This window comes from Rhodoferax sp. (assembly GCF_018063565.1).
GTDB lineage: Bacteria > Pseudomonadota > Gammaproteobacteria > Burkholderiales > Burkholderiaceae_C > Rhodoferax.
Window position 1 is genome coordinate 23272 of sequence record NZ_JAGPBB010000049.1, and the last position, 7369, is coordinate 30640.

General features: G+C 57.6%; 6 protein-coding genes. All 6 read left to right on the forward strand.

Translation table 11 applies throughout. From position 1 onward, the window contains the following. The first annotated feature begins 37 nt into the window (after positions 1-37). On the forward strand, positions 38-1447 hold the full coding sequence (locus KBF66_RS12260; RefSeq protein WP_296656888.1) for an aspartate aminotransferase family protein: 1410 nt from the start codon (positions 38-40) through the stop codon (positions 1445-1447). A gap of 106 nt (positions 1448-1553) precedes the next feature. Then, complete coding sequence (locus KBF66_RS12265) at positions 1554-2720, forward strand: extracellular solute-binding protein (protein ID WP_296656891.1); 1167 nt, start codon at positions 1554-1556, stop codon at positions 2718-2720. 97 nt (positions 2721-2817) lie between these two features. Beyond that, positions 2818-3921: an ABC transporter ATP-binding protein gene (locus KBF66_RS12270; RefSeq protein ID WP_296656894.1), complete on the forward strand. Its 1104-nt coding sequence runs from the start codon at positions 2818-2820 to the stop codon at positions 3919-3921. Positions 3922-3934: 13 nt separating this feature from the next. Beyond that, entirely contained in the window at positions 3935-4855 is a 921-nt protein-coding gene (locus tag KBF66_RS12275) for an ABC transporter permease subunit (protein ID WP_296656896.1), read from the forward strand. 10 nt (positions 4856-4865) lie between these two features. Further along, entirely contained in the window at positions 4866-5726 is an 861-nt protein-coding gene (locus KBF66_RS12280) for an ABC transporter permease subunit (RefSeq protein ID WP_296656898.1), read from the forward strand. Between the two features lie 219 nt (positions 5727-5945). Further along, positions 5946-7369 (forward strand): aldehyde dehydrogenase (locus tag KBF66_RS12285; protein WP_296656900.1); only part of this gene is annotated, 1424 nt, incomplete at its 3' end.

The window sequence follows — 7369 nt, forward strand, 5'->3', positions numbered from 1 at the left end:
CGCTGGAGCCTTATTTTCATATAAAAGGACGCAATTCATGACCGATACGACCGCCGCCGAACCGGTGCACACCAAAGATATCCAGACGCTTGATAGCGCCCATTTCATGCATCCGTTTACCGACCACGGCGACCTGGCCACCCGGGGTGCGCGCGTGATCACCCGCGCTGAGGGCGTTTATGTGTGGGACTCCGAGGGCGAAAAGCTGTTTGACGCAATGAGCGGCCTGTGGTGTGTCAACGTTGGTTACGGCCGCAGGGAATTGGCCGACGCGGCCCACCAGCAGATGATGACGCTGCCGTTTTACAACAGTTTCTTCCAGACCACCAACGTGCCCGCAGTCAAGCTGGCCGCCAAGCTGGCCTCGCTGGCACCGACGGTGCATGGCCGCAGCTTCGAACATGTGTTCTTTTCATCCAGCGGTTCCGAGAGTAACGATTCCAACGTGCGTATGGTGCGCCGCTACTGGGATTTGCTGGGTCAGCCGCAGCGCAAGGTGATCATCAGCCGGCACAACGCTTACCACGGCAGCACCATGGCGGGTGCCTCACTGGGTGGCATGAGCGGCATGCACGCGCAGGGTGATTTGCCTATCCCCAACATCACGCATATCGGCCAGCCTTACTACTTTGAGGACGGCAAACCGGGTGAGTCGGCGGACGCATTTGGCATCCGTGCAGCTGGCTGGCTCGAGGAGAAAATCCTGGCGATCGGGCCTGACAAGGTGGCCGCCTTTATCGCCGAGCCCATTCAAGGCGCCGGCGGCGTGATCATCCCACCGGCCAGTTACTGGCCCGAAATTCAGCGCATCGTCGACAAATATGGCATTTTGCTCATCAGCGACGAAGTGATCTGCGCCTTTGGCCGCCTGGGGCACTGGTTTGCTTACGAAAAGTTTGGCTACCAACCCGATCTGGTGACCTTTGCGAAGGCAGTGACCAGCGGCTACATTCCGCTCGGCGGCGTGATGGTCGGCGATCGGGTGGCCAAAGTGCTGATTGAAAAAGGTGGCGAGTTCAATCACGGCTACACCTATAGCGGGCATCCGGTGGCGTGCGCCGTGGCACTGGCCAATCTGGAAATCATGGAGGCCGAGCAACTGCCGCAGCGCGTGCGCGGCGAGGCGGGGGCGTACTTTGCCAAATGCTATGCAGAGCTCAACGACCATCCGCTGGTGGGCATGGCCGAGACCTGCGGTTTTGTGGCAGGTCTGGTGCTGGTGAAGAACAAGCAGACCAAAGAGCGCTTCAATGAAAACGATGCGGTGGGCATGGTCTGCCGCGGGCACTGTTTTCGCAACGGTCTGATCATGCGCGCCGTAGGTGACCGCATGATCATTGCGCCGCCACTCACCTTGGCCCATGTCGAGATCGACGAACTGATGCGTCTGATACGCCAGGCGCTGGATTTGACGCTGCAGGATCTGCAAGCCAAGGGTTTGCTCTGAGTATTTTGGCTCATAATTTTGTGGTCTGGTTTTTGCTAGACCTTAAACTAGCCGTTCCCCTTTCTCTGATTTCGTTTTCTTTCTCTTTGATGGAGTTTGTTTCATGATGAAGAAGTACCTTGCAACTTTTGCGCTGTCGGCGCTGGTTTTGGCCGCATGTGGCAAAAAAGAAGAGCCACCGGCTGCTGCGCCGGCTCCGGCACCGGTTGCCAGTGCCCCGGCCCCCGCACCGGCACCTGCTGAAGAAAAAGTGCTCAATATCTACAATTGGCCTGACTACATCCCTGAAGGCATGATTGCCGCCTTTGAGAAAGAAACCGGCATCAAAGTCAATTACGACACCTTTGAGACCAATGAAGCGCTGCATGCCAAGTTGGTGGCAGGCAGTACCGGTTATGACATCGTGGTGCCTGGTTCGGTGTTTGCCAAGCCACAGATCGAAGGTGGCATGTTCCAGCCACTGGATAAAGCCAAGATCAAGAATCTGGCCAATCTGGATGCGCCGATCATGGCCACCCTGGCCAAAAATACCGACCCCGACAACAAGCACCTTGTGCCATGGGCCTGGGGTTTTACTACTGTGGGTATCAACAAGACCAAGGTTGCCAAGGCTTTGGGCAAGACACCCATGCCTGAGAACGCCTGGGACCTGGTCTTTAAGCCTGAGTACACCAGCAAACTCAAATCCTGCGGTATTGCCTATCTGGACTCCCCAACCGAGATCATCCCGGTGGCGCTGCATTACATCGGCAAGGACGCCTACAGCAACAACGCCGAAGATTACAAGGCCGCAGCAGAAATGCTGGCCAAAGTACGCAAGGACGTTCGCCTGTTCAGTTCAACCATGATTGACGACATTGCCGGCGGCAAAGCCTGTGTGGTGATCGGTTGGTCGGGCGACATCAACATTGCAGCGGGTCGTGCCAAAGAGAACAAATCCAAGGACGAGATCGAGTCTCTGTTGCCTTCAACCGGCGCTTTGATTTTCTTTGACACCATGGCCATCACCAAGGATGCCAAACATCCCAACAACGCCATGGCGTTCATCGACTTTTACCTGCGTGCAGAAAACGCTGCCTTGATGACCAACGAGATGAACTACCCCACCGCCAATAAGGCAGCGGTTGAGAAGATCAAGCCTGAAATTGCCGGCAACAAGACGATTTTTGTTGAAGCTGACTACTTCGCCAAGATGATTGCGCCGTCCAGCTTCAGCAATGAAGCCCGCGAAGCCATGGCCACGGCCTACAACGCGTTCAAGAAAGGCAAATGATCGCGCTTGCTGAGTGAAGCAAGGCTGTTGGTACCGTTGGTACGAACAGCCTTTTTTTGTGTTTGTGATTGACGCGGCGCGAGCCTGAGGTGAGCACATGGCTGACAAAGACCCCCGAAAAGACTATTTGGTCACCGAAAAGCTGGTCAAGCGCTTTGATGAAGCGCTGGCCGTCGATGAGGTCAATCTGTCGATCAAACAAGGCGAGATTTTTGCCCTTTTGGGCAGTTCGGGTTGTGGCAAGTCAACCTTGCTGCGCATGTTGGCTGGGTTTGAGAAACCCACTTCGGGGCGGATTTTGCTTAGCGGGCAGGACGTGGCAGGTCTGGCACCGTATGAGCGACCGTTCAACATGATGTTTCAGTCATATGCGCTGTTTCCGCATCTGGACATCTGGGAGAACATCGCCTTTGGTCTCAAGCGCGAGGGCCTGCCCAAGGCGGATATCCAGCAACGGGTGGGTGAAATGCTCGATCTGGTGCAACTTGGCCCCTATGCCAAACGCAAGCCGCACCAATTGTCAGGCGGGCAGCAGCAGCGCGTGGCACTGGCGCGCAGCCTGGCCAAAAGACCCAAGGTGTTGCTGCTCGACGAGCCGCTGGGGGCGCTAGACAAAAAGCTACGCGAGCAAACCCAGTTCGAACTGGTCAACATTATTGAAAAAGTCGGTGTGACCTGTGTGATGGTGACGCACGATCAGGAAGAGGCCATGACCATGGCCGGTCGCATTGCCGTCATGAGCAAGGGCCGGGTGCAGCAGGTGGGTTCACCGCAAGAAATCTACGAATACCCGCGCAACCGATTTGTGGCCGACTTTATTGGCAGCGTGAACATGCTCGATGGCAAGCTCAGTGTCGATGAACCAGACCATTGCGCTGCCCAGACCGCCATTGGCGAGATCCACGTGGGACACAGCATCAGCGGTACGCTGGGCATGCCGGTGGCGGTGGCAGTGCGGCCTGAGAAAGTCAGCATTGGCAAGGTGGCTCCACCGGGACTGAACCGCAACCTGTTCAATGGACAGGTCAAGGAAATCGCTTACTTTGGTTCTTACAACACTTACATTGTGGTCACGCCACAGGGCAAGCGCATGAAGATCACCGAGCCCAATGGCTCGCACCTGAACATGCTCGACATCACCTGGGAAGACCAGGTGTTTTTCTGGTGGGACGACACCGACGCGGTGTTGCTGCGCGATTGACCGGGGTGCTGTCATGAACTTACCCACAATCAAGATGCCAGGAAGGCGTTTTGTGATCGGCTTGCCCTTCACCTGGCTGGTGGTGTTCTTTCTGTTGCCTTTTTTGATTCTGCTGTACATCAGCTTTGTCGACATGGGCAACGACATCTCGCCGTTCAAGCCAATCTGGGACTCCAGCACCGGCTTGCTGCATCTCAAGTACGAAAACTACTGGACGATCTTTCGCTCGGCCGAGGAGAGCGGGCAGCTGTTTCAGACCATCTACATCGAGGCCTATGCGCGCTCGATTGCCTACGCGCTGGCGACGGCCATGCTCTGTCTGCTGATCGGCTACCCGTTCTCGTATTTCATTGCCCGTAGTCCGGCCAGCGTGCGCCCGGCGTTGTTGATGATGGTGATGTTGCCGTTCTGGACTTCGTTTTTGCTGCGTGTGTATGCCTGGAAGGGTATATTGGCCGATCAGGGTGTGATCAATCAGGTGTTGCTGGCGCTGGGCATCATCAGCGAGCCGATCCAGATGCTCTACACCAATGTCTCGATGCTGGTCGGCATGACTTATGTCTATCTGCCGTTTATGGTGCTGCCGTTATACGCCAATCTGGTGAAGATGGACTTCCGTCTGCTCGAAGCTGCGTACGACCTGGGTACGACGCCACTCAAAGCCTTTTGGCTGGTGACGGTGCCGCTGTCCAAGGCCGGCATCATCGCCGGTTTCATGCTGGTTTTCATTCCCTGTGTCGGTGAATTTGTGATTCCGTCACTGCTGGGTGGCCCGGAAAACATCATGATTGGCCGGGTGGTTTGGGATGAAATGTTCACCAGCAACAATTGGCCGCGTGCCTCGGCATTGGCCGTCATCATGATTGGGCTGATCGTGATTCCGCTGGCGATTTACTACCACTACACCGGCGAAGCGGCCGAGCCACGCCATTAGGGAGCGCTTCATGAACAACTTTCTGCTCCGTTACTTTGGCAAGGCGTGGATGGCGCTGACCTTTTTGTTTTTGTACCTGCCGCTGATGTTCATGATCGTGTTCTCGTTCAATAGCACACGGCAAGATGCGCAGTTCACGGGTTTTTCGCTACGCTGGTACGAAGCGCTGACCAAGGACACCAAGATTGTGGATGGTTTCTGGCTGTCGTTGCAGGTGGCCACGGCGTCTGGTATTGCGTCCGCTGTACTGGCCACTTTCGCGGCCTTTGTGTTGGTGCGCTACCGGCGCTTTGGCGGACGCACGCTGTTCTCCGGCATGGTCAATGCCCCGCTGGTGATGCCTGAAGTGGTGATCGGCTTGTCGCTGCTGCTACTGATGGTGGGCATTCAGAACGCGTTTGGCTGGCCGCAGCGTGGTATGTTGACCATCGTGCTGGGCCACACGCTGCTGGGTATGGCCTACGGCATGGTGGTGGTGCAAAGCCGCCTGCTGGAAATGAACCGCGCCATAGAAGAAGCGGCGATGGACCTGGGTGCCCGCCCGTTCCAGGTGTTTTTTCTGGTCACCATGCCCAACATCTTTCAGGCCATTCTGGCGGCCTACCTGCTGGCGTTCACGTTGAGTTTTGACGACGTGGTGATCTCTGAATTTTTGTCCGGCCCAGGTGTCAACACCTTGCCACAAGTCATTTTTGGTTACGCCCGACGCGGCATCAACCCGACCATCTACGCCGCCGCTACCTTGCTGATCGTCTCGGTGACCTTTGTTGTGATCGCCTACAGCGTCTGGGTAGCCCGCCAAACCCGCAAGCGTGAGCGCGAAATAGCCGCAGCCACCCGCGCCGAACTGGCCGCCCTGCAACCCAAATGAGGCGCAGAAGGCAACCCGATACCCAAGAGCAGTTCTGCCGTTACAGACGTTGGTGCAAACCGGTGTAGCAGATTCGGGGTCGGATCCCAGTTCGGCCCAACAAGTCTGGCACTGTTGACAGCGCCAAACCAAACTGGGCTCTGACACCAATTCTGCGGGCCAACGCCAACCAGCCCCAACCTGACCCAATAACATCAACTAAACCCAAGGAAGACACCCATGAGCACAATCTACGACGGCCGGGCCTTCATCAACGGTGAGCGCACTTCCGCCCGCACCCTGCAAACCTTCGACTGCATCTCCCCTGTCGATGGCCGTCTGCTGACTCAGGTCGCCCGCTGCGCCGAGGCCGACATCGACGCAGCGGTGAGCGCTGCCCGCGCCGCGTTTGAAGACAAGCGCTGGTGTGGCATGTCACCAGCCGCGCGCAAACGCGTGATGATCAAGTTCGCCGACCAGTTGCTGATCCACGTCGAAGAGTTGGCGCTGATGGAAACACTGGACATGGGCAAACCCATCAAATATTCACGCGCGGTGGACGTCAACAGCGCCGCCAACTGCATCCGCTGGTATGGCGAGGCGGTGGACAAAATCTACGACGAAATTGCCCCCACGCCCAGCACCGCGCTGGCGTTGATCACCCGCGAACCCATGGGCGTGGTCGGTGTCATCGTGCCGTGGAATTACCCGATGATCATGGCCGCCTGGAAGATCGCGCCAGCGTTGGCTGCGGGTAATTCGGTGGTGCTCAAGCCCAGCGAGAAATCTCCCTTGACCGCGCTGCGGCTGGCAGAACTGGCGATCGAGGCTGGCATTCCCCCCGGTGTGTTTAACGTGGTGCCCGGCTACGGCCCCGAGGCGGGCTCGCCGCTGGCGCTGCACATGGACGTGGACTGCATCGGCTTTACCGGCTCCACGCGCGTCGGCAAACAAATCCATGTGATGGCTGGCCAAAGCAACCTCAAACGCGCCTGGACTGAACTCGGTGGCAAGTCGCCCAACATCGTGTTTGCCGACTGCCCTGATCTGGACAAGGCAGTGGAAGCCGCCGTGGGCAGCATCTTCTTTAACCAGGGCGAAAGCTGCAACGCGCCGTCGCGCCTGTTTGTCGAAGCCAGCATCCAGGAACAGTTTCTGGAAAAGGCCGTGGCAATGGCCCCCAAATTTGCCCCCGCGAATCCGCTTCTCCCGGACACCATCATGGGTGCCATCGTGGACAAAACCCAAATGGACACGGTGCTGCGCTATGTCGAAAGCGGCAAGGCACAAGGGGCCAGCCTGTTGTACGGTGGCGAACAGGCCATGAGCGACAGCGGCGGCTGCTATGTGCAGCCGACCATCTTTGCCGGCGTCAAGCCCGAAATGAAGATTTGCTGTGAGGAGATTTTTGGCCCGGTGCTGTCAGTCATGCCGTTCACCGACGCGGCCGAGGTGGTGCGCCAGGCCAATGCGAGCATCTACGGCCTGCAGGCGGCTGTTTGGACGCGCGACATCAACCGCGCCCACGGCATCGCGCGTGCGCTGCGCGCAGGCACGGTGCACGTCAACCAATACGACGAGGACGACATCACCGTGCCATTTGGCGGCTACAAGCAAAGCGGGGTAGGGCGCGACAAATCGCTGCACGCGTTTGACAAATACAC

Bases quoted from the DNA above. Each gene is read 5' to 3' on its own strand.
- KBF66_RS12260 (WP_296656888.1), top strand. From the start codon at position 38: ATGACCGATACGACCGCCGCCGAACCGGTGCACACCAAAGATATCCAG.
- KBF66_RS12265 (WP_296656891.1), top strand. From the start codon at position 1,554: ATGAAGAAGTACCTTGCAACTTTTGCGCTGTCGGCGCTGGTTTTGGCC.
- KBF66_RS12270 (WP_296656894.1), top strand. From the start codon at position 2,818: ATGGCTGACAAAGACCCCCGAAAAGACTATTTGGTCACCGAAAAGCTG.
- KBF66_RS12275 (WP_296656896.1), top strand. From the start codon at position 3,935: ATGAACTTACCCACAATCAAGATGCCAGGAAGGCGTTTTGTGATCGGC.
- KBF66_RS12280 (WP_296656898.1), top strand. From the start codon at position 4,866: ATGAACAACTTTCTGCTCCGTTACTTTGGCAAGGCGTGGATGGCGCTG.